The sequence below is a fragment of the Streptomyces kunmingensis genome, assembly GCF_039533535.1.
In the GTDB taxonomy this organism is placed as follows: domain Bacteria; phylum Actinomycetota; class Actinomycetes; order Streptomycetales; family Streptomycetaceae; genus Streptomyces; species Streptomyces kunmingensis.
In genome coordinates this window covers 58,211-84,405 of the sequence record NZ_BAAATS010000028.1, presented here as the reverse complement: position 1 = coordinate 84,405, position 26,195 = coordinate 58,211, and the positions used below count along the sequence as shown (strand labels likewise).

Below are 26,195 nucleotides of genomic sequence, written 5' to 3'. Positions count from 1 at the left end.
TACGGGACTGATCACTTGAGCGGCGCCTCGCCCCTGAACTCCTCGCCCCTCACCTCCTCACCTCCTCAGCCGCGAACGGTCCGTCGGCCGGGACTGTACATACGGTGACGTCCGTCTTCTCGCCCGCTGCCAGACCCGCTTCGCAGAGTCGGCCGCCCTTCTCGCGCAGGTCCAGGTAGAAGCGCGTGGCCTTGCCGTCCCGCTCGAGACCATGGATGCGTTCGTCGATGTAGCCGAGACCGTTCAGGATCCTGCGGACCTCGGCCGGGGTCGGCTCCGGAACCGTCTGCAGGGCCTCAATGAGGCGTTGTTCGTGCTGGACGCTCGCGCACAGGTCGCGGTCGTTCAACTGTGCCGCCGGTTCGGTAGGAGCGCCGGGCTCGATCGGGCCGGTCGGAGGGCTCTCACCAGGGGCGAGGGTCTGCTGCTCTCCCTCCGCACCGGTCGGCTTCTGGTCAGTCGGTCCGGACGCGGCCGCACCGGTCGGAGAACACGGCTGCGCAAGCTTGTCGAGCATCGCGGCGAACGCCACCTGTTCCGGGGTCGACGGCGCGGCGCTCACGTTGGAGTCGGCGTCGTCCCTGGCCGCTCGGCTGCCACTCGGCTCGCCGCCTCCGCAGCCGGTGAGCACCAAAGCTGCCAGCGCGGCAGTGACGAGGGTGCGCCGGATTGGGGCGAACGCGCTGACCGAGGCGCGGATTCGTGTCATACGCGTAGTCTCCGGCGAGCACCCCGCGCCCCTCGTGAGTACGGGTACTCAACCGGCCCGCGCGGACAACTCGCTTACGCGAGACGGCCGAAGAGGTGGTTGGCCGGAGACTCCGGGTCGTCTCCGTAGAAGAACTCGGACGCGGCTTTGTGGTACTCGGCCCGTGACAGGGCTCCGGAGGCGTCGAGGTCGAGCGCGTTGAACACCTCGGCACACTCGGCGTCGGCGGCCCGTCCCGTGCTTCCGAAGATGTGGGTGAACTCGGTGCGGCTGATCGCGTCGTCGCCGTTGCTGTCCGCCAGATCGAAGAAGTTGTCGGCCACCGGCGCAAGCTCCTCGGGGTAGCGTCCCCGGTCGGTGAAGGTGGCGGCGAACACCTGCGTCACCTCCGCCGAGGTCACCCTGCCGTCCTTGTCGGCGTCGCCGGGGGCGATCACGGACTCCCAGAAGCGGGTCATGGTCTCGTGCATCTGCCGTGCCTGAGAGGAGTCGGGGAGGATGCCCCTGGCCTGGAGGTAGCGTTCGCTCATCATGACGACGTCCTGCCGCGTGATCGCGTCGTCGCCGTCGACGTCCGCGGCGCGGAACCACCGCTCGTACTTGCGCTTGCGCAGCTCATCCATAGGCGCAACGTAAGTGCGCTTCGACGGTTCGGCCAGGCCGATTCCCGGTCGCCGTCGCCCGCGTCACGCCCGGGTCCGCGAGCCGACTTTCAGAACGGCCCGGGCGCCGCTCGACTCCGCGCACACCTGGCCCGCTCAGAGTTTGATCCAGTAGCGCCGCACCGGCCCGTGCTCGGTGTCCCGAACCGATTCGAAGACGCCGCCTTGCTGTTCCATCGTCCTCACTGAGGCCCGGTTGTCGGCCGCGCAGACGAGGAGTACCCGGTCCAGGCCGAGTGCCCGCGCCTCGTCGAGCATCCGGCCGAGCGCCCACGTACCCAGCCCACGCCGCCGCGCGGAGGGCCGTACGCCATAGCCGATGTGGCCGAACTGCATTACGTAGTCGCTGAGTTCGTTTCGCAGTGCGATGCCGCCGAGCACGCGGTCGCGCTCGACGATCCATCGATACACACGAGCGGTCCGGCCGGCCCCGACCGGTTTTCCCCGGTCCTCTTCCTCTTCCTCAGCCAGCCGCGTCACCCAGGCCGCGAACCCGGACGGCGAGTCGACCTCGTCCGACGGCGCCAGCCCGAAGCCGTCCTCGTGGAGGCCCGGGCCCCACTCGTCGTGGGCCTCGATCCAAGCAGTGTGCAGGCGGGCGGTGGGAGCGATCAGTTCAGGCATCGGGCCACGATACTGATCTGCCTTTGGTCTGCTTGATCTTGATGCGGCCGGCTCGCGGGTGTCCGACGACGGTCAGAGTGGGAGAGGTCGGGTCCTGCGGCGCCGTGGCCTTGTTGCTGATGTGCGCGGTGTTGGTGCTCGAACCGTCGATCCGTACCGCCCAGCCCTGCGGGACGCGACGATCCAGCAACATCAAGCAGAACGGCCGCTGGACGGTTCCGCCGAAGCGCCATCCGGCCCGGCCGACCACCGGAATCGGGGCAGGGCACCTCACCCGTACAACCACTCCGAATCAGCCCTTCCGCAGAGAAAACCGTGCACGCCCCATGGACACCACGGCACCGCCCTCGCTAGTTTCGCCGACTGTTGACAACGATGTCTGGCTTTCGACGAGGGGCAGTGATCATCGATGGTGTCACGAAGAAACATCTTGCAGGCGGGCAGCGCGGCGCTCGCCGCCGGAGGCCTCGGGCTCGCCCTGCCGGGCCGGGCCGATGCCGCTCAACCCGGGGAGGCGGCCCGCCTGTTACCGGCCTTCGGCCGCCCCGCCCGGCTCGATGTCGCCGACGTCAGCGCCCTCGACGGCCACGACCAACTGCTCCTGACAACGCTCCAGGGCATCGTGAACCGGCGCGACCCGCGCCTCTACTTCACCTTCGACTCCAGCAAGACCGACCAGCGGTGGCTGCCCAGCACCGGCGCCCGCGTCACCCAGCACACCGACGCCCTCGACCTCGTGGCCAAGTACCACCGCGAAGTGCGCGGCGCCGTACTGATCGACCCCGACGTCCCCGACTCGGTGAACGTCGCCACCACGCTCGCCGGCCTGAAGAACGCCGTCGCCGCCACCGCCGAGCAGGCCCGCGCACACAACCTGCGGACCGTGGCGGACCTGCGCGGCCGCTTCGACCCGGACGACGTCGTGGCCACCTACCGCTGGCAGTTCGACCATCTCTTCCCGCACTGCGCGCACACCCTGCTGGCCGGACTCCCGCCCACCCGCACGGTCCGCGTCGACGGCGTGCGGTGGCGCGAGGTCGCCCGGGAGACCGAACGGATACGCGACACCTCCAACCGCGCGGTACGCACCCTCGACCTCAGCCCGGAGACCGCCGACGACAACGATGTCTACCTGCGCTTCCAGGACTCCTTCGGCGACGACGGATGGGGCGCGTCCGTCGCCTCCGTGACGGTGAAGGCGGACGGCCGGGAGATCGCCTCCTTCACGCCCGGCACGGACGCCGAGAAGCCGTACCTGTTCGACGGCCTCAACTCCTCCGTCGGCGACAAGTCCAACCGCTTCAGCGACGGCGGCGGCTACTTCGTCTACCGCTTCACCGCTCCCGACGGCACGCGGCAGCTCACGGCCGACGTCGACCTGTGGAACCAGTACCTGGTCACCGCCACCACGACCGCGCCGACCCGCGTCGAGCCGTTCCCCTACTTCCGCGACTACGTCACGGCGAGCCGGGCCATGGTGCTGTGGCTGCCGCCCGCGGGCGAGACCGGTGAGCTGCTCGACGAGGTCTTCGCCGGCCTGCGGCCCACCACTCCGTACACCGGCTGGTTCTCCAACGACGTGGCCGGCGAGTGGGGCGGCGTCGACCGGGCGTCGCAGCACGGGATCGAGGTCGTCCCGGCCGACTTCTACATGAACGCGACCGTGCACGCCGGCGTCCCGGCGAAGATCTCCGGCACGGTGCGCCCACGGCCCGAGGCTGACCTGCGCAACCGCGTCTACCTCACGCTGACCGTCGGCGAGGGCGACAACGTCCAGTACTGCCAGCGGCGGATGCGTGACATCTGGGACGACCCCGAGCGCGGCACTGTGCCCGTCAACTGGACCGTCAGCCCCCTGCTCGCCGACATCGGACCTGCGCTCCTGGCCCACTACCAGCGCACCGCCACACCCAACGACCTGCTCATCTCCGGTCCGTCCGGGGCCGGGTACACGTATCCGGGTTCGTGGCCGGAGAAGGACCTCGACGCGTACACCGAGCTCAGCGGACGGTTCCTGCGCCGCACCGGCCTGAACCTGGTCTACGCCTACAATCCGCGCAACGCCGACAACGACGGCTGGATCCCGTTCGACGAGCGGGTCGTGGCGTCGTACCGCAAGAACACACCAGTGCGCGGGATCATCCAGTCCTGGGAGAGCGGCGACCTCCAGATCCGGCCGGCCGGGATCCCGGTGATCGGCAACTTCTACCCGCAGGGCAAGGCGGCGGAGTTCCGCGACGGGTTGGTGAAGCACATCGAGGGGCGCGACGCATCGAAGCCGATGTTCATCGCGGCCGCGATCAACGCGTGGAACTGGACCCCGAGCGACATCGCGGAGCTGGCCGAGCTCCTCGGCGACCCGTTCGAGATCGTCCGGGGCGATACGTTCTTCGAGCTCCTGCGCCGCAGCACCGACTGAGCGCAGGCGGGGCCGACGCCGGGTAAGTACTCCCCCGACAGTGCTTTCCGGCGCCGCCCGAAAGATCAGACGCGGAGCAGCTCGGCGGAGACCGTCCAGAGGCGCTCGGCGGTGCCCGGATCGAGCGCCCATTCTTTGACACCGTGCGGGTGCTGCGCGAGGTCGGCGTCGTTCGGCACGGTGTAGGCCTCTTGTCCGTCGTCGAGGTAGTGGCCCCCGGAGTGGGCGAACTGCGGGGCCACGGCCGCGACGAGGCTGGTGGCAGCCCCCTGCCCGACCGTCTTGTACGTGAAGACCCCGGCGGCCTCGGCCGCGTCGAGCGACGCCTTCTGCTGTGCTGTGAAGTTCCGTTGCAGTCCCGTCGCGACACCGCCGGGGTTCACCGCGTTCGCGATGATGCCGTCGGACGCCCAGAGGCGGGTCGCCTCGACGGCGAAGAGCGAGTTGGCGGTCTTCGACTGGGCGTAGGCGATCTGCGGATCGTAGCCGCGACGCTCGAAGTGGAGATCGTCGAAGTCGATGCCGGAACGCATGTGCGCTGTCGAACTGACCGAGACGATCCGGGCTCCGCCGCGGTCGGCCGCTCCCCGGGCGAGCGCGTCGTGCAGGCCGGTGGCCAGGGCGAAGTGGCCGAGGTGGTTCGTGGCGAACTGCAACTCCCAGCCCTCACGCGTGCGTTCGAGGCCGCCGGTGACCACGCCCGCGTTGTTGACCAGCAGGTGGAGCGGGCCCTCCCACGCGTCGACGAAGCGCGTGACGGTGGCCCTGTCGGCGAGGTCGAGCGGGACGACGCGAGGCCGGATCCCTCCGGTCGACTTCGCGATCCCCTCGGCGACGGCGTCTCCCGCGGTCGGGTTCCGGACAGCGAGCGTCACCTCCGCCCCTGCGGAGACCAACGCGCGAGCCGTCTCGACTCCGAGGCCGGAGGAGCCTCCCGTCACGATCGCGCGGAGACCGGCGAGGTCGACACCTCGCAGCACTTCGTCCGCGGCGCTGGAGGCGGTGAAGGGTGTGGTGATGCGTGTGCGGGTGACCATGACGCGGACTATACAGATCAGACGCAATTTGCATAGTGCGTCTGGTGGCGCGGTGCACGCTCGTATGCTCGTGCCATGAGCAGCCCCGATGCCGGCCGTCCGTCGCCGACCGTCGCCGATCCCGACCGCCGGACCATGGTTCTGGACTCCGCGATGGCCACGTTCACGCGATTCGGCTACCGGAAGACCTCCATGGAGGAGGTGGCGCGGGCGGCGCGCATCTCGCGGCCCGGGCTCTACTTCCTCTTCTCGTCCAAAGAGACCCTGTTCCGCGCCGCGGCCACCCAGGCCCTGGAGCGGGACATCGAAGCCGTCGAACAGATCCTGGCCGACACCGGCCGCCCTCTTCGAAGGCGCCTCGTCGAAGCGTTCGACCAGTGGGCGGGGCGCTATGTCGGCCCTCTGTCGGGCGACGTCTCGGGGGTCATCGAGGACAACCCCCACCTCCTCGGAGAGATCGCCGCGACCACGCGGCGACGGTTCGAGGAACTGGTCACGGACGCGATCGCCGTCTCTGCTTCAGGACGAGACGCGGCCACCCCTGTCGCACAGACGATGATCAGCGCGTCGATCGGTCTCAAACACCAGGTCACCTCACGGGAGGCCTACCTCGAACGGCTGAAGACAGCCGTCTGTCTCCTGGTGCGCTGAAGACAACTGTCCGGCGGCGCCTGTCGACCTCATCGGGTGCTGAAACCGCCGGCTCAGGGTCTCAAGGCCGGGGGTCCTCCGTCACGCCGGCGACGCCACGGCGGGCGCGGACGAGCGCGATCACGGTGTCGGCGGTCCGGTCCAGGTGGCTGCGGCCGTCCGGCAGCCGCGTGCTCGGGCTGATGTAACTGCGCGGACCGACATGGGTCGCCGGGTCGAGCCGGTGCACGGTGATCTTCCCGGCACGCAGGGCCCGGTTCCAGGCGCTGCGCCGCGACAGCCGCCAGCGCTGGGGGAAGATCCAGGTACCGACCCGCTCGACGCGGTCGCTCGCGCTGGTGAGCAGGTGCACGTGCTCGACACGGGCGAGGTCGTTGGCGCCGCTGTGGAACGCGCCGAACATGATGACCTCGAGGGGACAGCCCAGCCGGGTGTGCAGTGCCTCGGCCGCCCCGGTGGCTGTCTGGGCCCCGCCGCTGTAGCTGAGCAGCACGACGGGAATCCCGCTGCCGGGCCGGTAGCCGGCCAGTTGGAGTTGGTTGGCGATCTGGGAGCCGACCGCCCGGTTGTACAACGGCCGGTACCGGCGGTCGGCCGCCACGAAGATCTGCATGACGTTGTGCAGGAACAGCAGCAGCCCGGCACGCCGGCGCAGCCACGCCCACACCGGACGGTCGGCGAGCGGGTCGGCGAGCGGCGAGTAGGGCAACACCTGCCCCAGCACCCGCAGTTCGGGAGCCCCGGCGAGTACGGCCCGTACCAGTTGGCCGCCGTCCCGGCTGTCCCCGAACCGGCGTTTCCCGATGCCGTCCAGGTACACCAGATAGGCCTCCGGAGGAGCGTCAGGGGCCGCGCCCCGCGCATAGGGCACACCTTCCGGGAGTTCGGTGGCAGGCCTGCGCCATCCCGCGCCATAGGCCATCACCTCGTAACGGGCCAGCAGACCCTCGGCGAGCAGTACCGGCCCCAGCACACCGGCCCAGAGCAGGAAGTCGTTCATACGATCCCCTCCGCCGTCCCGGTCGCCGTGAGCCGTACGGCCAGCCGCCGCACGCCCTCCACGGTCACCCCGAGCGCTACCCCGGCCACGGCCACGCACGCGGCGGCGGTCCACCGGTCCAGCCCCGTCGCCGTGGCCAGCGGGCCGGCCAGTCCGGCGCCGACGCCGAGGAAGAGCAGCAGATGGAGCAGGGGGCCGAGCAGCGGAAACGCAAGGACGGCGGCCAGCAGGAGCGGGGCGACCGTGCCGGGGCTCCACACCAGTTCGCCGCCCGGTCGTGGGGACAGCAGCAGTTCGGCGAGGGTCAGCGCGCTCAGCGGCCACAGCGCGAGCACCGTGCCCTCGACGACGGCACCGATCAGCAACGGTCCGGCCGCACGACCCCGTGCCACGCCGGACCGGCGTACCAGCAACGGCATGATGCGCCCGGCGGCCTCCGACAGCCCGGCGAGCAGCAGCAGTACAGCGACGACAGGTGACATGACTCAACCTCGCCGAGACGGGCCGGTGGCAGCCGGACGGCCGACCGGCCGGGCCGTACGCAGATGGCGCTCCAGTTCGTCGGCGGCACGCCGGTACCCGCCCGCTGCTCGCTGCGCGTCCGCCAGGGTGGCCGCGGCCTCGCGGAATCTGGCCTCGCCCAGCAGACGCCGGGCCAGAGCGCGTACGGACTCCTCGGTGACCTCCCGTGTGCGGAGAGAGAGGCCGGCGCCGAGTTCGCGGACGCGCCGGGCCACCAGCGGCTGGTCGGCGCCCTGCGGGACCACCAGCAGCGGCACCCCGGCGTACAGAGCCTCGTTCACGCTGTTCATGCCGCCGTGGGTGACGAACAGCGCGGCACGGTCCAGGACTTCGGTCTGCGGTACGGAGCGGCGGGCGATGACATTGGCGGGCAGCGGTCCCAGCGCGGCGGGGTCGGTGTGCCCGGTGGAGACGACCACCGTGCCTCCCAAGGGCGCGAGCGCGGCGGCGAAGCAGCGCAGCAGCCGCGGATCCGCGTCGAAGACCGTGCCCAGAGAGGCGTACAGCACCGGCTCCCGCAACATGCCGGCGGGGAACGACGGGTCCTTCGGGCGGGCTCCGAGGCTCGGGCCGACGAACCGGTAGGACCCGTCGAGGTCCTGGGCGGCGGGCTGGAACGCTCGCGAGGTGTACACGAGGTTGAGCGGCTCCCGGGTGTTGCCCAGGTCGAGCGACGGCACGCCGCGCGCGTCGAAACGACGGCTCAGTTCCAGGCGCCGGCGCAGATGGTTCAGGAGGGTGCGCGGTCTGGCCGTCGCCGCGGCCAGCAGGTCCAGCGAGGCGCCGGTGGGGCTGGGTACGTGCCGGTTGTAGGCGAACGTCGTGTACGACGACGCCGCCGGCACCCCGAGTTCACGGGCGGCAACCGCACCCCACGGGCAGGCGCTGTCGTGGACGATCAGATCGGGTCCGATCCCACGGAGGTCGGCCAGGACGGCGGGCAGCAGCCGGACGGCGGTGCGGGCGAGCGCCTCCATCAGCGTGAGCGGCATCAGCGGCTCGGGCAGCGGCTGGTCGCCGCCGGGGTAGAGGTGGACCGTCGCGCCGGCGGCCTCGATCTCCGCACGGAACGCCGGCGAGGTGTGATACGTGACCGTGTGGCCGCGCCGGGCCAGCTCGGCCACGACCGGCAGGGTGGGATTGACGTGCCCGTGCATGCCGATGTTGAGAAACGCGATGGTGCTCACAAGCCGACCTCCGATGCGGTCCTCGATATACCGACCAAGACCGGACGGGAGCACCGGTTGTGACACCGTGTGCATCCGACCCATGCGTTTGACGGATGTTTGTCGCGGATCCCGGGCGCGGATCCCGGGCGCGGATTTCCGGCCGCGGTTGTCCAGCCGCGTACTCCGGTCACGGCCGGCTCACGTGTCGGAGTTCCGGACCTCCGCGCCGACGGATGCGGCCGTTCTCCCGGTGGCTCGATTCCGGCCCCCCGATATGATCCGGAACCGTAGGACATGACGCGCTGGAACCTGACGGAGGCGGACGCCGTGACCGAGACCGCGCCGTTCCGAGGACGGCATCGCGAATCGGCGCTCCTCGACACGCTGGTGAGCGGCGCCCGCGCAGGTCACAGCGGCGCCGTCGTCGTCTCCGGCGAGGCGGGCGTGGGCAAGACGGCGCTTCTGCACCACGTGATCGCGCGCTCCGCGGCAGGCATCCGCGTCGAGCGCATCGTCGCGTCGCAGTCCGAGATGGAACTGGCCTACGCAGGACTGCAGCAGCTGTGCAGCCACATGATGGATGCGATCGGACACCTGCCCGCCCCTCAACGCGAAGCGATCGAGACGGCGTTCGGCCTGCGCCAGGCAGCCGCGCCCGACCCCTTCCTCGTCGGGCTCGCGCTGCTCGGTCTGCTCACCGAGGCGGCGGGCGACCGGGCGCTGCTCTGCGTCGTCGACGACGCGCAGTGGCTCGACCAGGCATCCGCCCGCGCCGTCGCGTTCGCCGCCCGGCGGCTGGACACGGAGGGCGTCGCCGTCGTGCTGGCGATGCGTGAGGTCGACGAGATGTTCGCCGGGCTCCGGCAACTGGTCGTCGACGGGCTGGATCACGACGACTCGTGCGCGCTTCTGCGACACGCGGTCCCCAGCGGTCTCGACCAGCGGGTACGCGACCAGATCATCGCGGAGGCGCGCGGAAACCCGCTGGCGCTGCGCGAGTTCCCCCGGGCCATGGGCCCGGCCGAGGTCGCCGACGGCGGCGCGTCCAGCGGTCTTGCGCCGCTGGAGAAACGGATCGAGCAGAGCCTGACCGCCCAGCTCCGGCCGCTGCCCGGACCGGCCCACCTCCTGCTGCTCCTGGCCGCTGCCGACCCGACCGGTGACCCCGGACTGCTGTGGCGTGCCAGCGCCGCGCTCGGGCTCGGACCGGAGGCCTTCGACGCGGCGAAGGACGCGGACGCCCTCGTCATCGGCACCCGTGTCGGCTTCCGCCATCCCCTGGTGCGGTCGGCGGTGTACCGGGCGGCGTCGCCCGAGGACCGGCGGCGGGTGCACGCCGCGCTGGCGGACGCGACCAGCGCCGAGCACGACCCGGACCGCCGGGCATGGCACCGCGCCAGTGCGACACTGCGGCCCGACGACGAGGTCGCCACCGATCTCGAACGGTCCGCGGCGCGGGCGCGGACCCGCGGTGGGGCCGCCGCCGCGGGCGCCTACCTGGAACGGGCGGCGGAGCTCACGCCCGCTCCGGTCGGCCGCGGAGAGCGGCTGATCGCGGCCGCCGAGGCCAAGCACGACGCGGGCGCTCCCGAAGCGGCCCTGCGGCTGCTCGACAACACGCAGGGCCTGCCCCTCACCCCGTTGCAGAAAGCGCTGGTCGCCCGGTTGCGAGCCCGCGCCGGTTACGCGCTGCGGCGCGACAGCAGCGGGCCGCGGCTCCTGCTCGCCGCGGCGCAGGGTCTCGAAGGGCTCGACCCTGTCCTCGCTCGCGAGACCTACATCGAGGCGTTGCAGGCCGCCGTCTACGGCGGTCGGCTCGGTGATGCCGAGCAGGTGACCGCCGTCTCGAACGCGATCCTGGAGGCGACCTCCGCGGAGGAGTCCGACACCGCGCGCGATCTGATCCTGCGCGGCCAGGCGCTGCTGGCCGCCCGAGGGCAGGAGGCCGCGCTCGACACGCTGCGCCGGGCCCAGCGGGCGCTGATCGAGGACGCGCCGGACTCGCTCGGCCTGCACTGGATGTGGTTCGCCTCCCGCGCCGCGCAGGACCTCTGGGACGCCCGCGCGCTGCGGGCTCTGGCCGCGCGGCAGGTCGAGATGGCCCGTGCGCAGGGGGTCGTCACGGTTCTGCCGATCGCGCTGAGCCTGCTGATGCTGGCTCAGACCGTCGACGGCCGAGTGGACCTGGTCGAGGCGTCCTGCGACGAGATCGACGCCATCAAGGAGGTCACCGGGCATCCGATGCCGCAGTACGGGCGCCTTTTCCTGGCGGCGCACAAGGCCCGGGTCGAGGAGACCAAGGAGTGGGCGCAGCGGATCCGGGCCGATTCGCACGCCCGTGGCGAGGGGTACGGACTCAGCGCGGCCAACTTCTCGGAGGCCGTCCTCTACAACGGTCTGGGGCGCTTCCCCGAGGCGGTGGCCGCCGCCGGCCGCGAGCTGCCGTACACGCACGAGCTCAATCACGCGATGCGCTCGCTGCTCGAACTCGTGGAAGCGGCCTCGCACACCGGGGAACGTGCCCTCGCCGAGCACGCGGTCGAGAAGCTGGCGAGTGTCACACGTCCGGTGGGAACCAACTGGGCGAGTGCCGTACTGACCATGGCCGAGGCGCAGTTGCATGAAGGGGACAAGGCCGGCGCCCTCTACCAGGACGCCATCACACGCTTCGAGCATGAACGGATCCCGATCATGGTGGGACGCTGCCGCCTGCTGTACGGCGAGGAGTTGAACCGCCGGGGCCGGCACGCCGAAGCGCGCGAGCAGTTGCGGGACGCGCACGAGGTGCTGTCGTCCTGCGGCCTGAACGGTTTCGCCCAGCGGGCCGCCGACAAGCTGCGCGCAAGCGGTGGAACTCCGCGCAGGCAGGCGCGGGGGGCTACGGCGCAGCTGACCGACCAGGAACTCAACGTGGCGCGTCTCGCCCGCGAAGGGCTCACCAACCGGGACATCGGCGCCCGGCTCTTCATCAGCGCCCACACCGCCGAGTACCACCTGCGCAAGGTCTTCGTGAAGCTCGACATCAAGAGACGCACGGAGTTGAAGACCGCCCTTGCGCTCCTGGACCGGGCGACGCCGGTCGGCGGGGAGATCACCGGCCGCTGACCGGTGGTCGACCGGCGGAACACGAAACCGACTCTCTTTCCGACACCGTGTCACAACTGGGCCTGCTTCTCGGTCGTCAGTGGGAACGCATGAGGAACGAGAGCGGGAGTACGAATGAAGCACATAGTGGTCCTCGGCGGAGGCTTCGCCGGTGTCTGGAGCGCGGCGGGCGCGGTCCGAGCCGCACGTGACGCCGACAGTGCGGGTGAGGAACTGCGTGTCACCCTGGTGAGCGGCGGCGACGATCTGGTGGTGCGCCCCCGCCTGTACGAGAAGGACCCCGAGCGGAAGCGGATCCCGTTGGACCGCATCCTCGGCCCCATCGGTGTCCACCGGGTCGCGGCGACGGCCACCGGCATCGACACCGACGCGCGCACCGTACAGGTCGTCGACCGGACCGGTGACCGGCAGACGGTCTCCTACGACAAGCTCGTCCTTGCCACCGGCAGCCGGCTGGTGCGCCCTGCCTTCCCCGGTGTCGAGCACGTCTTCGACATCGACACCCTCCCCGCGGCGACGGCCCTGGATCACCACCTTCGTCAGCTGCCCCGGCGGTCCTCTGCCGCCGGCCGGTACACCGTCGTGGTGGTGGGCGCCGGGTTCACCGGTCTCGAAGCGGCTACGGAACTGCACAGCCGGCTCCGGGTGATCGCCGGCCCGGAGAGCACGGGCGAGATACGGATCGTCCTGGTCGACCGTGCCGACGTCCTCGGCCCCGAACTCGGTTCGGGGCTGCGTCCGCACGTCGACGCTGTGGCCGACGAGTTGAAGATCGAGCGCCGGCTGGGGACCACCGTCGCCTCGGTGACTCCGGACGAGGTGCGGCTGTCCGACGGTGAAGTGATCTCCACGGCCACGGTGGTCTGGACGGCGGGAATGATCGCCAGCCCCCTGACCGCGCAGATACCGGCGGAGCGGGACCGTCTGGGCCGCCTTCCGGTCGACAAGCACCTTCGGGTGCCGGGTGTTCCCGATGTCTACGCCGCCGGTGACACGGCCGCGGCTCTCGTGGAGGGCGAGCACTACACCACGCAGAGCTGTCAGCACGCGCAGCCCATGGGCAAGTGTGCCGGTTACAACGCGGCCGCCGAGCTGCTGGGAACGGACCTGGTGCCTTTCGGTCCCGACCCCTACGGCACATGCCTGGACCTCGGGTCCGCCGGTGCCGTGGTCACCGCGGGCTGGGAGAGGACCGTGCAGATGACCGGTCCCGAGGCCAAGGCCATGAAGCAGAACATCAACACTCTGTGGATCTACCCGCCCGCCGATGACGCGGAGGCGCTTCTCGTCCAGGCGGGCCAGCAGGCCAAGGGCTGACCTCCCGGGTCACGGGCCTACGGAGGCGCCGTCCCACACCGCAGAAGCGGGGCCCCCTGTCGGGTGGTCTCGCTTCTGCGGCATCAACGGGGCTCATGGCCGTGCCTTTCCCGAACTCCGCACAGCAAGACGGAACTTGAGCAACCTCCTGCGAGCGGGCACACACCCGCCCGCGTTCAGCGCAACGACCCGATGACCACCGTGACGCACAGCCCTGCCACCACCGTGATCAGGGCCATCGCGATCATCGTTCCGCGCAGCCATCGGCCGAAGCGGCCCCGATGCTGCTCCTCCATGACACTGATGCTGTCGGCGATATGGTCCGTGACCATCCGGGCCACGTATATCTGCTCTTCGAGGTACCACCGTTCGATACCGCTCTTCTGTTCCTCGGTCAGCCCGGGCGCCCGCGCGGTGAAGTCCGTCACGCGACGGCGAGCTGCCCGAAGGTGAGCCTCCCGGTACAGGAACGTCTCGATATCGGTCAGGCCGCGTGCGGCCTCCGTGCTCGCGTCCACGGTGTGCTCCAGCAGCGTGTCGATGTCATGATGCCGTCTACACGAGAAGGACCGGACAACCCATGTGGCTGTGACACGTGTGGGCGCCGCCCGTCAGCCGGTGAGCCGCTCGCCGCTCAGTCGCTCAGCCGACAAAGGTGACGGTCTCCGCGAGCGACGCCCTCCCCGTGCGGGTGTGGTCCACCCCGACATCCTCGAACCCGATCGACATGCCGCAGAAGAGCATGAGTTCGTCCGGCGGTGACACGACCTCCGCGACGGTCCTGTGGTACTTCGCCCACGCCATCTGCGTACAGCTGTGCAGCCCTTCGCCGCGCAGCAGCAACATGACGGTCTGCAGATACATGCCGACGTCGGCCCACTGGGCCACGCCCATGTCACGGTCGATGTAGCAGAACAGGGCGGCCGGCGCCCCGAAGCACTCCCAGTTGCCGGAGGCGGCCCTGTGGCGCGCCTCCAGGTCGCCCCTGGCTATGCCGAGCGAGCCGTACCGCTGCTCGCCGAACGCCGACCGGCGCTCCTGGTAGGGGGACTTCAGCACCGGCGGATACTGCTGGTACTCCGCCTCGTCCCAGGGCTCCCCCGCGGCCAGGCGCGCACTGGCACGCTTCTTGAGCGTCGCCAGCGGCTCACCGGTCACCACGAACGCATGCCACGGCTGGATGTTCGAGGCGGACGGCGACCATGCTGCCGCCTCCAGCACACGCTCCAACACCCCACGCGGAACGGCCTGTTCGGCAAACCCACGTACCGCCTTGCGGCTCTTGACCGCCTCGTAGACGTCCAAGTCGCTCGCCTCCCGACTTCCCACAACTTGAGTTCGTTACGAAGTCGATAGTATCACTCGCGACCATCACATTCGATACCTTCTTCGGGCATGGGCATCCCCTGAGCGCCGCTGCGGGTGGGCAGATCACCAGTTGGTCCACGCCCGGAAGGGCGCGCGACGACCGCATCGACATCGGTCACGCCCGACGCGGCGGGGACGACGATGCCCGTGGCGGCTGCCGCGCCGCCTGACAACTCCTTCACGCGCGCCTCCGGCAGTGGCGCGACCCTTACATGTCGCCGCTGTCAGCCGCGTGAGCCATCTGCGTCAGCAGAGCTGTCAGTTGCTTCGAGCCGTCCGGGCCCAGTCCGGCGGCCAGCCGGTCGGCCAGCGGTTCCGCCGCCACATGTGCCGCGTCGAAGAGTTCCCGCCCCTCGGCCGTGATCTCCACGGCCCGTACCCGCCTGTCCCCCGGGACGGCCTTGCGTACGGCCAGCCCCTTGCGCTCCAGATCGTCCACGACTCGCATGATCCCCGCCTTGTCCGTCCCCGTCTCCGACGCGAGGTCTCGCTGCACCGTGGGGCCGCGGTTGACCAGTACGAGCAGCACGGCGAAATGCCGCAGTTCGATGCCGAGCGGTCGCAGCGCCTCGGACATCACGGAGGCCGCCCGCCAGTGCGCCCGGCGCAGCAACAGGCCGAGGGCGAAGGGTGATTCATCCCCGGGACGGTCGGTGGCGTGGGCGGGCGGACGAGGAACGTCAGGGGTCATGGAGCCACACTACCGCGTTCGATCCATTCGCAACCGTATCAGTCGATACCAGTCTTTCCGCAGGTCAGGCACGCCGCGCCGGTCAGGCACGACGCGGGCCGCGGCTCACGTAGGCGGCGAGTCCGGCGGCGGCGAGCACGGCCGCGACGACCACCGCGGGCCGGCTGTCGGGCGCCTGCGTCTGCCAGGTCAGCACTGCCCCCACGGTGCCCGTGCCCGGGAACGCTGCCGCGCCGAGCGTCCATCCGAGGGGCAGGAACCACGACCGAGCGGTACCGACCGTGACCGCCCCCAGGGCGGTCAGGCCCAGCAGTCCGGCCGCGTCGCGGACGACGCAGCCGAACGGGCCGAACCGTGTGCCGGTGAGCAGCGTGGCCGCCAGGAGGATCACCACGCATCCCAGGACCGTGGCCAGATGGGACATCCGCAGCCAGGTCCACGGCCTCGCCGCCGTGCGGTCCAGGGTGTCGTCGGGGCCACCGAGCGTGGTGGTGGAGACGGCGACGAGGAGCAGCACCGTCAGGACGAGTACGGGGCCGCCCACCTCGCCCCTGTCACTGAAGACGGTCGCCGGCAGCCATGCGAGGACGGTGCCCGCGAGCGCCGCGCCGAACGCTGCCGGCGCCCGGCGCGAGCGGACGTAGAGCGTCAGCCCTCTCATCGGCTGCTCCGGGTCAGCAGATCGGTGGTGTCCTGGCACTTCTGGGCGGCCTCGTGGACGGCCGTCACCCGGGCGTCGGCCTCGGCCCGTGGCAGTGTCCGCAGGCTCTTCCAGAGTGTGACGGGATCCGGGTTCTCGAGTGCGAGGCCGTCGAGGCCGATGGTCGGCTCCCGGTCGAGCAGCCAGTAGGCCGCGGCGGTGGCGACATCGAAGTCCGGGCTGACTTCGCAGTTCACAGGACCGGTGAAGGCGTTGATGAGCAGGGTGAGTTCGAATCGGTCCGGGTTGGCGAGGTGACCGTCTTTGCCGACCGTGATCGTCATCAGCGCGGTGTCGGAGCGCGGCGCGGGTGAGGTGGGAGGAGAGAAGGTGGTGGTGTCCTCGTGTGCCTCGACGACCGGTGTTATCGACAGGAGTCCCAGCGCGTGCCGGGCCCTGGGGGTCACTTCGGGCAGCAGCCCTTCGTGCGCCCTGCTGACACAGACCCGAGGGGAGCCGTCCGCGCACACGAGTTCCTGGGCGATTGGATCGAGCGTCCCGCGGGCGTAGGCGTCACCGGTGGGCACGACCACAGCAGTGGCCGTTGCCCCGATCGCCAGGGGCAGCAGCGCGGCGAGGGCGAACCTGCGGTTGTGGACGGCCAGCAGCACGACACCGGCCGCCGCGACCGCGGCCACCCAGAGCGCCTGGGCGAGACTGACCCGGCCGCCGACGGTGTCGTAGTCGCTGAACATGCTCGTCCCCATCGGGGAGAACGCCGTCGCGATTCCGCCGTCCGGGAGGGCGTGGGGCGCGAAGACCAGCAGTGCGAAACCGGTCACGGCCAGCGCGGGTGCGGTGGCGAGCGCCGGCACCAGACGTCCGACGGCGAGGCCGATCCAGACCGAGGCGACCATCGCGACCAGCCCGACGGCCACGACGGCGAACGCGGCAGGCGGCAGGTACCGCGCCGTGCCCGCGATCCGTGGCGCCGCCACGAGGAGCGTGACCGCGTACGCGACGAGAACCGCCAGCGCGGTCGTGGCCAGGATCGGCACGATGCGCTGCGGTCGCGGGCGGGGCGCGCTGCCGAAGAGTTCGGCGACGTTCGCCCGGTGCTCGCGATAGGACTGCCAGGCGCCGGCCGCCATCGCGAGAGGTGCGAGGACCGCGAGGTATTCGCGCTGTGTCATGGCCAGCGCCATCCACCCGGAGGACCATCGCCCGCCGGTCGCGTAGAGGACGATCGAGCCCGCGAGGACGATCAGCAGCGCGGCGCCCGCGGCGGCCGACCGTCGCAGTTCGATGCCGAGGATACGGTTCATGCGTTGCTCCGGTGTCGGCGAAGGAGTGCGGAGTAGCCGCGCTCCGCGGGGCTGTCGCCCGCGTCGCTCTGCCCGCCGCGCGCGATCAGGTCGTCGGGCGTGCCCTGGAAGAGGAGCCGGCCTTCGTTCATGAGGATGACGTCTGTGCAGGCTGCGACGACGTCCTCGACAAGGTGGGTGGAGACCATCACACAGCTGTCGGCGCCGAGTTCACGCAACAAGTCGCGGAAGTCGAGACGCTGTTCGGGGTCGAGCCCGACGGTGGGCTCGTCGAGCAGCAGCAGTTCGGGGTCGTTGACGATGGCCTGCGCGATGCCGGCCCGGCGCAGCATGCCGCCGGACAGTGTCTTCATCCTGGCGTCGGCCTTGGCGGTGAGACCGACCCGGTCGATCGCGCGTTGTACGGCGTCGGCTGTGGCGGTTGGGGGCATCTCCTTGAGCCAGGCCATGTACTCGACGAACTCGCGGACGCTGAACCGTGGGTAGAAGCCGAACTGCTGCGGCAGATAGCCCAGTCGGCGGCGCACGGCGCGCAGGTCGGCGCGGCCTTCCACGGGTGCGCCGAGCAGCGTCAACGAGCCGCCGGCCGGCTTGACGACGGTGGACAGCGCCCGCATCAGCGTGGTCTTGCCGGCGCCGTTCGGGCCGAGTACTCCGTGCACGCCGGGCCGCAGCGACAGGTCGAGGCCGTCGACGGCCAGATGGCGGCCGGCCCGGACGCGCAGTCCTTCCGCGTGGACAAGCCAGGGATGAAGGGTGGGGGCCGTTTCGGCAGTACGCACCGCTCGCATGAGTCTCTCCTGTGGGTGGGGGTTCAGTGGCCGCTGGTCAGGCGGCGGAAATAGGGGGCGACAAGCGGGGTGACCGCGGCCAGCGCCACGGTGGCCACCGCCCAGACCGCGACGCTGCCCGGCCGCAGTACCGGCGACAGCGACTGGGCCGCCACGCTCGGCAGCAGAACGGCAGCGGACCAGGCCGCTCCGAGTCCGATCGCCGCGCGCCGTACGCCGATGAAGGCGCCGAGCGCGAGGGCGGCCGCGGTGAAGGCCAGGCACGGCAGCAGGGTGAGGGCCAGGGACGTTCCGGTGCTCACGCCCGCGACCAGCAACGCCGGCAGGACGACGACGAGCACCGCGAGCGTGCGCCGCAGCACCATGGCCAGTCCGGCCGCGGGTGTGGTGGCGATCAGTTCCCCGGCCGGGTCGAAGCGTCGGCTCCAGGCCACCGCGACGCCGGGCAGTGGAGCCACCGGGGCCAGGAGCAGCACGAGCGAGGGCAGGTCCGGCTCGGCGGAGTCGAGGAGCACGCCGCAGCCCAGCACCGCGACGGTCATCGCGAGCCAGGGCAGCAGCGTCAGGACCAGCCGGCGCCGGTGCACGGTCCGTGTGCGTGCGGGCCGCCGGGCCGGGAGCGGGCTCGTTGTGATCGCCTCGTCGAGCGAGAGGGCGACACGGTCGAGCAGCTCCGTGGTGGCGGGTGCGGCGTGCTCGGCCAGTTGCTCACGGCAGTGCGCGCACGTGTCGAGGTGGACCTCGATCGACCACAGCGCGGCGTCGTCGAGCCCGTGCCCGCCGTCCGCGTAGCGAGCCAGCACCAGGGTGGTGGGGTGAGTCATGAGAGCGCCTCCCGCAGCGCGATCCGGGCCCGCCGCGCGCGGGTCTTCACTGTGCCCTCCGGCATGCTGAGCAGCACTGATGTCTGGCGGACCGACAGGCCGTCGAGCACCATCGCCTGTAGCACCTGCCGCAGTTCGACCGGCAGCCGCAGCAGCGCCTGTTCGAGGTCCTGGTCGACGCGGTTCGCCAGTACCTCGTCCTCGGCGGCGGGCGCGGTCGTCGCGACCAGGGGGATGGTCGGCACCCGCTCGTGGCGGGCCCGCTTGCGAAGCGCGTCGACGAGCCGGTTGGCGGCGATCGTCCAGAGCCAGCCGACCGCGCTGCCTCCGGTCACGGAGCCTGCGTAGCTGCCGGCCGCCCGCCAGACGGCCAGATAGGTCTCCTGGAGCACGTCGGCGACGACATCGTCGTCGGCGCAGCGGCGGCGCAGCCGCACCGCCATCCAGGGCGAAGTACGCCGGTACAACGCGTCGAACGCCACCCGGTCACCGCGGGCGATGCGACGCACAAGTTCTGCCTCGTCGAGGTCTGCCATGCCTTTCACGATCAACAAGACGAAGCGACCGTCGATTCGGGTTCTCGGGCGGGTCGGTCACGAGGCCGAACAGCCGCGAACGGTCAGCCGCGCCGGGCTGATGCGAGGATGACGGCTCCCGGGTCGAACCGGGCCGGGTCGCCAGAGCGGCACGGACAACTGTCCTGCCTGGCGGACCCGTTCCGCCAGGGACTTCATCCTGGAGACTGTCTTGCTCTTACGGTCAGGTATCGCCCGCCCGATATCCCTGCTCCTGGCGGCCTTGGCCGCGGCCGGCATGCTCACAGGCTGCGGACTGCAGGAACTCGCCCATGACTGCGAGGGGACCGATGACCGGGTGAAGGAGATCGCGGCGCTCGACATCCTCGACTCCCGGCCCGCGGGCGCCACCGTCGCCCCAGGTTCCGAAAAGGTCGACGCCGGCTGCTGGGCGGACAGCGGCGATGTCTCGCTGTACGCCGGCCGGACCTACGTCTCCCCCGGTACGCGGGCCGAAGTCGCCGCGCATTACCGGACGGTGGCGAAGCGAGACGGATGGGATCCGGACCCCGGGGGCTCGTCCGGTGACCTGTGCTTCGTCAAGGAGGAGATGTCCCTGCGAGTCGCCTTCCTGACCGCGGAGGACCTCGCGAAGGACCTCGCCGAGGACCTCGCGGAGGACCGTGCCGAGGACGGCGACGGGAGCCGCCCCGACCTCCCCTCCGGAGCCGGCTACTCGGTCAATGTCGACTCCTACGTGCACAGCGGCGAGGCGAGCTGCTGAGCGCGGGAGCGGGGCCCGCAAGGAGGTGTCCCGTTGATGACGGCCGAGTCTGGAGGCAGCCGTTGCTCAGTGGCCGTACGCGGCTGTAGCCGTCTCGACGAACGAGCGGATCAACGGGTTGGTGTCCCCTTCGTTCCACACCGCCACCACCCGGCTCGGCGCCATGTCGGTCAGCGGTACCAGGGCGAACTCCGCGGGCAGGTCGTGTCCGAGCGGGGCCAGGCCGATCGTGCCGTTCCAGAGCACGGCTTGCAGACATTCCTGGACGGCGCGCACCACCGGCCCCTCGCGCGGTCTGCCGCCGTTCCAGTACGACTGCCAGACGGGGTCGGTGCCCTGCGGGAACTGGAACCAGCGGCGGTCGCTCAACTCGGCCAGCCGCAACCGGCCTTGACGGGCCAGCGGGTCGTCGGCCCGCAGGACGACGCCGACGGGGTCGGTGCGCAGCGCCCGCACCGTCAGGGCGGTCTCGTCGAACGGCGCCCTGGTCAGTGCGACGTCGACGAGTTGGGCCCGCAGCCCGCACGTCGGATCGGTCAGGTCGGCGTCGCGGATGCGGATGTCGATGCCGGGGTGGCTGCGGCGGAAGGCGGCGGCCAGCCTGAACACACCCGGGTCGGTGGCGTCGCCCAGGATGCCGACGGTGATGGTCGAGGCACCGGCCGCCGCGCTCACACGTATCCGGACGCGGTCGGCGTGGTCGAGCAGCGCCCGCGCCTCCTCGAACAGCACGGTGCCCACCGCGGTGAGCGTGACGCCGGTGGGGGCGCGGATGAAGAGCAGGGCCCCGACGTCGGCCTCCAGCTGCTTGATCGCCCGGCTCAGCGGCGGCTGGCTCATGTGCAGCCGGTTGGCGGCCCGGCCGAAGTGCAGTTCTTCGGCGACAGCCATGAAGTAGCGCAGGGTTCGTAGCTCCACGCTGCAACGATACCCATGAGGTATCGGCGCTGTGGGACAAGTCTTGGACAGGGGCGTGGTCGCGGCGGTGGACTCGTGGACATGACCGAAGAGGCGAAGAGTACCGAAGAAGTGCAGAGCAGAGCAGAAGTGGCGAGCGGCGTAGAGGCGAAGGGCGGCGATCCGCGGACCGGCCCCGCCGTCTCGGTGGTGGGCCCCGGCGCCGGGGAGACGATCGTGCTGGGCACCACACGTATGCGCGTCCTGGAGGACGGCAGCCGCACCGGGCACCGCCTCGCCATCGCCGAGTCCGTCCTCGCCCCGCACACCCAGGGACCGCCGCAGCACCGCCACGCCGAACACGACGAAGGGTTCTACATCCTGTCCGGCACGGTCCGCTTCACCGTCGGAGAGGAGGAGCACGACGCCACCACGGGCACGCTCGTGATGGTTCCGCCGGGTACTCCGCACACCTTTGCCAACCCGACGGACGAGCCCGCCGTCATGCTCAGCACCTTCACGCCGGATTTCTACGTGCAGTACTTCCGGGACCTGCAACAGGTGCTCGCCGAGGGCCGGCCGCTGTCGCCGCAGGCCAACATCGACGCCATGGGCCGCTATGCGACCGAGCCCGCCTCCGACCTCGCCTGAAGCCACCCGGCCCGGGCCAAGCTCCACGAACGGGAACCATGAACATCGCCTATTGGGTCCTCGCGGGACTGCTCGCCCTCTTCTACCTGTACTCGGGCGTCCTGAAAGTGATCCGCAGCCGCGATCAGCTCCGGCCGATGATGGCCTGGGTCGACCGCCTGCCGCTGCCCGCCACCAGGGCACTGGGCCTCGTCGAGATACTCGGCGCCGCCGGCCTGGTCCTGCCCCCGCTGACGGGCATCGCACCCTGGCTGGCGGCTGCCGCTGCCGCCGGATTCGTCCTCCTGCAACTGGGCGCGATCGCCGTTCATCTGACCGGCGAGGACCGCCGGATCGCCCTCAACATCGCGCTCACCGCCCTCGCGGCAGTGACTCTCTGGTCGGCCGCCACCCAGCTCTGAGGTCCGGCGGGAACCCGGCTCTGAGGTCCGGCGGGAATCCGGCGGGTCACCCGTAGAGCGAGCGCGCCCCCGGGCTGTCGCTCTCGAAACGCCGGCCCGCGGCGATCTCCTCGCCCACCACCGACCAGATCGTCTCGTCGTCCTGGAACGGGAGCGGGTCGACGCCGGTCGTCTCCTCGGCGATCCGCTCCACCTCACCCGCCAGCCGCTCGAACTCGGCTTCCTCGTCGTCCTCGTCGCCGTTGAAGGTGAACTCCTCCAGCAGGCGCTGGAACCGGACGGTGACCTGGACGAGGGAGGAGACGTCCGTGTGCAGTTCCTGCACGGTCTCCTCGTCGTCGTCGAAGGCGTACACCTTGCCGGAGGCGGGGTCGAGGGCGAGGTGGTCGTTGAGCAGCCAGCCGATGACGGGCCATCCGCCGGCGTCCCCCGGGGCGTCCTCGAAGTCCTCGGTGTCGACGACGTCCTGGACGAGCGGCAGCCGCCCGGTCTCCTCATCGGGCTCACGCAGCAGCAGCGTCCCCGTGGGGACCCCGACGGTCTGCAGACGACGGGCGCCCTCCGTGTCCGCCGCGGTGGGCGGGAAGGCGGTGGCGGGCAAGGTCACGAGACGGTCCTCGCCGAAGATGTCGACGAGTTCGCCGCGGGTGACGTCGAAAAGCACTGCCGGAACTCCGAACTCAGCGGCGGCATACGCGCCGCGGGACTTCTAGGGGACGAACTTGTTGTCCGAGGGAGAGAGGTCCATCACGGTATCAGTGCGCCCGCCCTCGACCCCCTTCTTGTCCCATTCGGCATGCAGCCACTTGATGTAGGCGCGGTGTTCGCGGTCCTTCTTGTAATCGCTGACATCGGTGCCGTCGGGGTTCTTCTCGTGCTGGTCGTACTTCTGGCTGTGCGTGACGTCCAGGTGGTCGGGGAACGCCTTCGCCAGATACTTGTCGCATTTCGGATTCTTCTGGCAGGGCTCACGTTCCGCATAGAGCTCGCTGACGTGGTCCTGATACCCCTTCTTGATCAGCGGGTGCCCGATGGAGCGTTCGGAGCGGGCCTTGCCGCTGGCACCGACCAGGATGAACTTCTTCCCCTTGCCGTCGTCGTACATGGCTGAGGCGTAGTTGCCTCCGGGGACGTAGGGGCGGCCCTCGGTGCGGTTGGTGTAGCGGCCGAGCTGGGCCGCGCGGGCCAGTTCGGTCTTGCCGGGGGCGACCTTCGTGGACGTGACCTTTGCGTTCTTGGCGCCCTTCTTGTTCTTGATCTTGCTCTGCTTGTCCGTGTTGTTCCACGGGTACCAGGCCTTGTCACCGAGTACGTCGTTGACTCCGGACTTGTCGGTGGAGGGGACCGGGCTGGTCGTTCCGTTGTGATGCAGCTGCTTGATCGAACCGTCGTCGCTGAGCAGGTACATGGGCGTACCTTCGTCGCGCTTGACCTTCTTGACGTCGACCCGCTCGGCGTCGTCGCCCACGCCGCGGTCCTTGCGCTTCTGGTGGCGGGAGGCTGCCTTCACGCGGTCCGGCACGGTCTCGGTGACGTGCTTGGTCACCTTCAACGACGCCTTCTCCAGACCGTCGATCGCACCCTCCAGGATGCTGTCGAAGGACTCGGTCACCGCGTCCTTGCCCTTGGTCTTGCCGAAGGCGCCCTTGGACTTGCCGAGGTGGATCCCGGACTGGCTGCCCAGGTCGGTGCCGTGCCGGGAGACCTTGCCTGCGCCGTCCTCGAACTCGAGGTGGTCTATGACCGTCCTCTTGCCGGCGCCGCCGGGGCCGGAGCCGCCGGCCTCGTCGCCCGCGGAGGCCAGGTGCATGCCACCACCCGGCTTGTCACCGGGGTTGAAGGCGCCCTCGGCCAGGTCGAGGGTCATGTCCGAGACGAGTTCGGCGAGTTTGCCGGTGACGGGCTCGGTGACCTTCGTGATGAGCGCGTCGACGATCTGCTCGACCGCCTCGTCGATGAGCCGCTTCACGACGGTGCGCATCAGCGCGATCTCACCGGCGGCGGCCGCGGCGGAGAGCCCCAGGGTGAAGGGGGCGGCGGCCAGTTCGGCGACGATGGTGGCGGCGAGCACACCGAGTTCGATGCCCGCCTTGACCTTCAGGCCGCGGATGATCTCACCGACCCCGTCGCAGGCGGTCGCGAACAGCCGCGTCACCTACGGGATCTTGTCCAGGTGCCCGGTCTTCACGTGCGACCAGTGCTTCTGCATGGACTCGACGGCCCAGCCCTCGGAGGAGTTGAGAATCCGGGTCACGGCCTTGTCCGCGTCACCGCCGCGGCCCTCGAACTGCTCGGCGAAGTCCCGCAGGGACGTCGCCATCTCGAAGTAGTCGTCCTCGTCGACGTTGGGCCAGTTGACCCCGATGAGGTCCAGTGCCTCGTCGATGCGGTGTTCGGGCGGTCACTGACGGTCCTGCTGCGCGGCGTGGGTGATGAGTTCCTTGAGGCCTTCTTCGCGGGACTCCGCGGTGTCGCCGTAGTCGAAGCTGTGCGTGAACTCGGCGTGCGGGAGGACGGCCTGGAGCCAGGCGGAGCAGTAGTGGCCCGGCATCATGCACGGTTCGAGTTCGCAGTAGACGCGGCGGACCTGCTCGGGCTCCACCCCGGTGGAGGAGAGCTGCTGCCACAGCTGCTCCTCGGGGTGCATCCGGCCGGGACCGGCCTGGGCTGTGACGATCTGCTTCGCGCCGTCCTTGCCGACGTACTCGAAGGCCGACGAGAAGGGGAAGTTGAGGGTGTGACGGACGTCGTCGAGCACCCGCGACCACCAGTTCTCCCGGTCGGCGACGGCCTCCGGGTCGATCTGCCGGATCTCCTGGACCAGCGCGCCGAACGCCTCGGCGGCGGCCTGGAGTCCGTCGGACGCGGCGATCTCGGGGAGGGCGCGGTCCAGGGCGGCGGCGCAGTGGGTGAAGGCGGCGATATCCGAGTTGACGAACAGGGCGGCTTCGCCGCGGCCGAGGAAGAGTGCCTGTACAGAGCCGTCGGTGCGGACACACAGGCTCGCGAGCCGGTCGGTGCCGATCCGCACCCACTCCGCCCAGTCGCCGTCCAGCGTGACGCCGCGGTGTCCGGTGTACATGCCGAGGGTGGGCCCGTCGGTGTCGTCCGCCGCGATGAAGTACGGGCCGACGTGCAGCGGCACACCGACCTGCGCGAGGTGGGTGCGGGCCGAGGCGGGCACGGTTCCGTACGAGGCAGGCACGCTGATGCGGCGCAGCCCCTGCGGTCCGAACTGGGCGACGGCGGGATCCGAGGGGAGCTCGGGCATCAGAAACCTCTCGAGGTGGCGAATTTACGGGCTCCACCGTATGTGCAGGCCGGGCGGGGCCGGAGAGGGCCGTGACGAATCCGGGACGAGGCCGGTACGGCACCCCGGACTATCCCTGCGGCGGGGACTGTTCCTGGTGCCGGGCGTAGTGGCGGCGGGACTTGGCCCGGTTGCCGCAGGCGGCCATCGAGCACCAACGGCGGCCGCCGTTCTTGGAGATGTCGTAGAACCGCAGGACGCACACGGGGTTGGCGCACTCGCGGATGCGGGCAGGGCCTTCGTCGAGCAGCCGCAGGTAGTGCTCGGCGGCGCGCCAGGCCGCGAGCCAGCCGGGGGTGTCGGTCTCGATGACGGTCTCCGGTCCCGCGGGCCCGAGGAGGCGGCGGATCCTTCCGTGGCCGAGCGTCTCGTTGAGCATCTGCCGCGCCCGGTCCGGGTCGGGCCCCTCGCTCCGCGTGAGCGCGCTGAGGGCGTCCCGGGTGACCAGGAGCGCGTCCAGCGTCTCGCGGGTGTCCGGCGCGGTCCCCGCGAGGCCGGCCGAGGTGAGCCAGATCGTGAGCCCGTCGGGGTGTTCCAGCAGGTCATGAGCGCCGTCGTCGTCGACCCAGCGTGTGTTCAGCAGGTCGAGCGGCAGGGGCTCCCCGAGGAGGGGGCGGGGGTCCGCACCGGCGGCCTGGACGGGATGTGTGCTCATGCTCTGCGCCCCTTCGTGTCGGCGTCCATGGCATCACATGATCGACCCACAACCGCCTAAATCAGTTTAGCCGGTTGCACCTGCAGGACCAAACCCCTAAAGTTCATTTCACCGGTTAGGCCGATCGG

30 protein-coding genes are annotated in these 26,195 nt (G+C 70.5%); 7 read left to right on the top strand and 23 right to left on the bottom strand.

Annotated elements, in window-relative coordinates:
* Positions 1-49: 49 nt before the first annotated feature.
* The 4 genes from ABD366_RS31220 to ABD366_RS31205 all read right to left on the bottom strand — a co-directional run bounded on the left by ABD366_RS31220 (position 50) and on the right by ABD366_RS31205 (position 2,188).
* Positions 50-709 carry a hypothetical protein gene (locus tag ABD366_RS31220; RefSeq protein WP_324768029.1) on the bottom strand — a complete coding sequence of 220 codons (660 nt, stop codon included), beginning with the start codon at positions 707-709 and terminating at the stop codon, positions 50-52.
* 74 nt (positions 710-783) lie between these two features.
* Positions 784-1,332 (bottom strand): EF-hand domain-containing protein, encoded by a 549-nt coding sequence (locus ABD366_RS31215; RefSeq protein ID WP_324768028.1) that lies wholly within the window; start codon positions 1,330-1,332, stop codon positions 784-786.
* A gap of 135 nt (positions 1,333-1,467) precedes the next feature.
* Positions 1,468-1,995, bottom strand: a complete 528-nt coding sequence (locus tag ABD366_RS31210) for a GNAT family N-acetyltransferase (protein WP_324768027.1) — start codon at positions 1,993-1,995, stop codon at positions 1,468-1,470.
* On the bottom strand, positions 1,988-2,188 hold the full coding sequence (locus ABD366_RS31205; RefSeq protein ID WP_324768026.1) for a hypothetical protein: 201 nt from the start codon (positions 2,186-2,188) through the stop codon (positions 1,988-1,990). Before ABD366_RS31205 ends, ABD366_RS31210 begins: the two co-directional genes overlap by 8 nt.
* A 216-nt stretch (positions 2,189-2,404) precedes the next feature.
* Between ABD366_RS31205 and ABD366_RS31200 the strand changes: the two genes are divergently transcribed.
* Positions 2,405-4,414 (top strand): GxGYxYP domain-containing protein, encoded by a 2,010-nt coding sequence (locus ABD366_RS31200; RefSeq protein ID WP_324768025.1) that lies wholly within the window; start codon positions 2,405-2,407, stop codon positions 4,412-4,414.
* Between the two features lie 65 nt (positions 4,415-4,479).
* Here the strand turns inward: ABD366_RS31200 and ABD366_RS31195 are convergent, their stop codons facing one another.
* Complete coding sequence (locus tag ABD366_RS31195; RefSeq protein WP_324768024.1) at positions 4,480-5,451, bottom strand: SDR family NAD(P)-dependent oxidoreductase; 972 nt, start codon at positions 5,449-5,451, stop codon at positions 4,480-4,482.
* Between the two features lie 75 nt (positions 5,452-5,526).
* Here ABD366_RS31195 and ABD366_RS31190 point away from each other — a divergent pair, with 75 nt between their 5' ends.
* On the top strand, positions 5,527-6,102 hold the full coding sequence (locus ABD366_RS31190) for a TetR/AcrR family transcriptional regulator (protein ID WP_324768022.1): 576 nt from the start codon (positions 5,527-5,529) through the stop codon (positions 6,100-6,102).
* 61 nt (positions 6,103-6,163) lie between these two features.
* Here the strand turns inward: ABD366_RS31190 and ABD366_RS31185 are convergent, their stop codons facing one another.
* The 3 genes from ABD366_RS31185 to ABD366_RS31175 are packed head-to-tail and all read right to left on the bottom strand — an operon-like array spanning position 6,164 to position 8,811.
* Positions 6,164-7,102, bottom strand: a complete 939-nt coding sequence (locus tag ABD366_RS31185; protein WP_324768021.1) for a hypothetical protein — start codon at positions 7,100-7,102, stop codon at positions 6,164-6,166.
* On the bottom strand, positions 7,099-7,584 hold the full coding sequence (locus tag ABD366_RS31180) for a hypothetical protein (protein ID WP_324768020.1): 486 nt from the start codon (positions 7,582-7,584) through the stop codon (positions 7,099-7,101). The genes ABD366_RS31185 and ABD366_RS31180 overlap by 4 nt, the downstream gene beginning before the upstream one ends.
* A gap of 3 nt (positions 7,585-7,587) precedes the next feature.
* Positions 7,588-8,811 (bottom strand): macrolide family glycosyltransferase, encoded by a 1,224-nt coding sequence (locus ABD366_RS31175; RefSeq protein ID WP_324768019.1) that lies wholly within the window; start codon positions 8,809-8,811, stop codon positions 7,588-7,590.
* A gap of 276 nt (positions 8,812-9,087) precedes the next feature.
* On the opposite strand from ABD366_RS31175, the gene ABD366_RS31170 reads away from it, so the two are divergent.
* Positions 9,088-11,898, top strand: a complete 2,811-nt coding sequence (locus ABD366_RS31170) for a LuxR family transcriptional regulator (protein WP_324768018.1) — start codon at positions 9,088-9,090, stop codon at positions 11,896-11,898.
* 114 nt (positions 11,899-12,012) lie between these two features.
* A complete protein-coding gene (locus ABD366_RS31165) occupies positions 12,013-13,215 on the top strand; it encodes an NAD(P)/FAD-dependent oxidoreductase (protein WP_324768017.1) in 1,203 nt (400 codons plus the stop codon).
* A gap of 176 nt (positions 13,216-13,391) precedes the next feature.
* Here the strand turns inward: ABD366_RS31165 and ABD366_RS31160 are convergent, their stop codons facing one another.
* The 9 genes from ABD366_RS31160 to ABD366_RS31120 all read right to left on the bottom strand — a co-directional run bounded on the left by ABD366_RS31160 (position 13,392) and on the right by ABD366_RS31120 (position 19,390).
* Positions 13,392-13,733, bottom strand: a complete 342-nt coding sequence (locus tag ABD366_RS31160; protein ID WP_324768016.1) for a hypothetical protein — start codon at positions 13,731-13,733, stop codon at positions 13,392-13,394.
* Positions 13,734-13,857: 124 nt separating this feature from the next.
* Positions 13,858-14,520: a nitroreductase gene (locus ABD366_RS31155; RefSeq protein WP_324768015.1), complete on the bottom strand. Its 663-nt coding sequence runs from the start codon at positions 14,518-14,520 to the stop codon at positions 13,858-13,860.
* A gap of 53 nt (positions 14,521-14,573) precedes the next feature.
* Positions 14,574-14,765, bottom strand: coding sequence for a hypothetical protein (locus tag ABD366_RS31150; RefSeq protein WP_324768014.1), 192 nt, complete (start codon positions 14,763-14,765; stop codon positions 14,574-14,576).
* A 26-nt stretch (positions 14,766-14,791) separates the two neighbouring features.
* Positions 14,792-15,274, bottom strand: coding sequence for a MarR family winged helix-turn-helix transcriptional regulator (locus ABD366_RS31145; RefSeq protein ID WP_324768013.1), 483 nt, complete (start codon positions 15,272-15,274; stop codon positions 14,792-14,794).
* An 82-nt stretch (positions 15,275-15,356) separates the two neighbouring features.
* A complete protein-coding gene (locus ABD366_RS31140; RefSeq protein ID WP_324768012.1) occupies positions 15,357-15,935 on the bottom strand; it encodes a hypothetical protein in 579 nt (192 codons plus the stop codon).
* Complete coding sequence (locus ABD366_RS31135) at positions 15,932-17,239, bottom strand: hypothetical protein (RefSeq protein ID WP_324768011.1); 1,308 nt, start codon at positions 17,237-17,239, stop codon at positions 15,932-15,934. The genes ABD366_RS31140 and ABD366_RS31135 overlap by 4 nt, the downstream gene beginning before the upstream one ends.
* Positions 17,236-18,030, bottom strand: a complete 795-nt coding sequence (locus ABD366_RS31130; RefSeq protein WP_324768010.1) for an ABC transporter ATP-binding protein — start codon at positions 18,028-18,030, stop codon at positions 17,236-17,238. Before ABD366_RS31130 ends, ABD366_RS31135 begins: the two co-directional genes overlap by 4 nt.
* Positions 18,031-18,053: 23 nt before the next feature.
* A complete protein-coding gene (locus ABD366_RS31125) occupies positions 18,054-18,854 on the bottom strand; it encodes a hypothetical protein (RefSeq protein ID WP_324768008.1) in 801 nt (266 codons plus the stop codon).
* Complete coding sequence (locus ABD366_RS31120) at positions 18,851-19,390, bottom strand: RNA polymerase sigma factor (RefSeq protein WP_324768007.1); 540 nt, start codon at positions 19,388-19,390, stop codon at positions 18,851-18,853. The genes ABD366_RS31125 and ABD366_RS31120 overlap by 4 nt, the downstream gene beginning before the upstream one ends.
* A gap of 211 nt (positions 19,391-19,601) precedes the next feature.
* Here ABD366_RS31120 and ABD366_RS31115 point away from each other — a divergent pair, with 211 nt between their 5' ends.
* Positions 19,602-20,153, top strand: a complete 552-nt coding sequence (locus ABD366_RS31115; protein ID WP_324768006.1) for a hypothetical protein — start codon at positions 19,602-19,604, stop codon at positions 20,151-20,153.
* A 66-nt stretch (positions 20,154-20,219) separates the two neighbouring features.
* On the opposite strand, the gene ABD366_RS31110 is transcribed toward ABD366_RS31115, so the two are convergent.
* On the bottom strand, positions 20,220-21,071 hold the full coding sequence (locus tag ABD366_RS31110) for a LysR family transcriptional regulator (RefSeq protein WP_324768005.1): 852 nt from the start codon (positions 21,069-21,071) through the stop codon (positions 20,220-20,222).
* Between the two features lie 81 nt (positions 21,072-21,152).
* Between ABD366_RS31110 and ABD366_RS31105 the strand changes: the two genes are divergently transcribed.
* Both ABD366_RS31105 and ABD366_RS31100 read left to right on the top strand, forming a co-directional pair.
* Positions 21,153-21,701, top strand: coding sequence for a cupin domain-containing protein (locus ABD366_RS31105; RefSeq protein ID WP_324768004.1), 549 nt, complete (start codon positions 21,153-21,155; stop codon positions 21,699-21,701).
* 38 nt (positions 21,702-21,739) lie between these two features.
* Positions 21,740-22,102, top strand: coding sequence for a DoxX family protein (locus ABD366_RS31100; protein WP_324768003.1), 363 nt, complete (start codon positions 21,740-21,742; stop codon positions 22,100-22,102).
* Positions 22,103-22,148: 46 nt separating this feature from the next.
* Here ABD366_RS31100 and ABD366_RS31095 read toward each other — a convergent pair whose 3' ends face one another.
* The 5 genes from ABD366_RS31095 to ABD366_RS31075 all read right to left on the bottom strand — a co-directional run bounded on the left by ABD366_RS31095 (position 22,149) and on the right by ABD366_RS31075 (position 26,067).
* On the bottom strand, positions 22,149-22,766 hold the full coding sequence (locus tag ABD366_RS31095; protein ID WP_324768002.1) for an SUKH-4 family immunity protein: 618 nt from the start codon (positions 22,764-22,766) through the stop codon (positions 22,149-22,151).
* Positions 22,767-22,811: 45 nt separating this feature from the next.
* The gene (locus tag ABD366_RS31090) at positions 22,812-24,257 is read right to left on the bottom strand and encodes a nucleic acid/nucleotide deaminase domain-containing protein (RefSeq protein ID WP_324768001.1); all 1,446 of its coding nucleotides are present in this window, start codon (positions 24,255-24,257) and stop codon (positions 22,812-22,814) included.
* Positions 24,258-24,476 carry a WXG100-like domain-containing protein gene (locus ABD366_RS31085; RefSeq protein ID WP_486388820.1) on the bottom strand — a complete coding sequence of 73 codons (219 nt, stop codon included), beginning with the start codon at positions 24,474-24,476 and terminating at the stop codon, positions 24,258-24,260.
* A gap of 27 nt (positions 24,477-24,503) precedes the next feature.
* Complete coding sequence (locus tag ABD366_RS31080) at positions 24,504-25,373, bottom strand: nucleic acid/nucleotide deaminase domain-containing protein (RefSeq protein ID WP_324767998.1); 870 nt, start codon at positions 25,371-25,373, stop codon at positions 24,504-24,506.
* A gap of 109 nt (positions 25,374-25,482) precedes the next feature.
* Positions 25,483-26,067, bottom strand: a complete 585-nt coding sequence (locus ABD366_RS31075; protein ID WP_324767997.1) for a CGNR zinc finger domain-containing protein — start codon at positions 26,065-26,067, stop codon at positions 25,483-25,485.
* Between the last annotated feature and the right edge of the window lie 128 nt (positions 26,068-26,195).